Origin of the sequence: Aquabacterium humicola, from assembly GCF_030167915.1 — a bacterium.
Lineage (GTDB): Bacteria > Pseudomonadota > Gammaproteobacteria > Burkholderiales > Burkholderiaceae_C > Pseudaquabacterium > Pseudaquabacterium humicola.
Map to the genome: position 1 here is coordinate 1 of NZ_JARGNB010000039.1, position 1393 is coordinate 1393.

Annotated in this window: 1 protein-coding gene; it reads right to left on the reverse strand. The window is 68.3% G+C overall.

Features of this window, described 5'->3' with window-relative positions; translation table 11 throughout:
• The coding region (locus P1K89_RS33265) for a hypothetical protein (protein WP_284620827.1) at positions 1-1393 on the reverse strand (1393 nt) is incomplete at both ends.

Genomic DNA, 1393 nt, shown 5'->3' on the forward strand with positions numbered 1-1393 from the left:
TGCTGTACGGCCTTGCTCGCCTTGCCGTTGGCAAGTGCGGCGGTCAGGTTGGCGCTGCCCAGGAAGGTCTCGATTTCGGCAACCGTGTCCAGGCCACCAGCGGCGGTGGCCACCGACTGCGCCAGCTGCAGCACCTCGGTCTTGTCGAAGCCGCTCACCGTGAGCGTCACGTCGCCCGCGGCCGACTGCACCGCGCTGTACGTGCGCCCGTTGCTGCCCACCAGCGTCCAGCTGCTGCTCTTCAGCGCGGTGGCCGGCAGTGCATTGACGAAGTTCTGCACGTCCGTGGCGCTCGAGCTCGCGCTCAGCGCTGCAGCGTCAGCCTGCCCCACCTGGTACACCACGCTCTTGCCGAAGCGCGCTTCGGTGATGGTGAGGTTGCCACTCGCGTCCCAGCTCAGCGTGTAGCTCACGCCCGAGCCTTCGACCGAATGCTGTACGGCCTTGCTCGCCTTGCCGTTGGCAAGTGCGGCGGTCAGGTTGGCGCTGCCCAGGAAGGTCTCGATTTCGGCAACCGTGTCCAGGCCACCAGCGGCGGTGGCCACCGACTGCGCCAGCTGCAGCACCTCGGTCTTGTCGAAGCCGCTCACCGTGAGCGTCACGTCGCCCGCGGCCGACTGCACCGCGCTGTACGTGCGCCCGTTGCTGCCCACCAGCGTCCAGCTGCTGCTCTTCAGCGCGGTGGCCGGCAGTGCATTGACGAAGTTCTGCACGTCCGTGGCGCTCGAGCTCGCGCTCAGCGCTGCAGCGTCAGCCTGCCCCACCTGGTACACCACGCTCTTGCCGAAGCGCGCTTCGGTGATGGTGAGGTTGCCACTCGCGTCCCAGCTCAGCGTGTAGCTCACGCCCGAGCCTTCGACCGTGTGCTGCACGGCCTTGCTCGCCTTGCCGTTGGCCAGCGCGTTAGCCAGCGCAGTGCTGGGCGCTCCGTTGCCCAGGAACGTCTCGATCTCGGCGACCGTGTCCAGGCCACCGGCGGCCACTGCCACCGACTGCGCCAGTTGCAGCACCTCGGTCTTGTCGAAGCCGCTCACCGTCAGCGTCATGTCGCCCGCAGCCGACTGCATCGCGCTGTACGTGCGGCCGTTGCTGCCCACCAGCGTCCAGCTGCTGCTCTTCAGCGCTGTGGCCGGCAGTGCGCCGACGAAGTCCTGCACCGCACCGACGGTGGAGTCCGCGCTCAGGCCTGCGGCAGCCACCTGCCCCACCTGGTACACCACGCTCTTGCCGAAGCGCGCCTCGGTGATGGTGAGGTTGCCACTCGCGTCCCAGCTCAGCGTGTAGCTCACGCCCGAGCCTTCGACCGTGTGCTGTACGGCCTTGCTCGCCTTGCCGTTGGCCAGCGCGTTAGCCAGCGCAGTGCTGGGCGCTCCGTTGCCCAGGAACGTCTCGA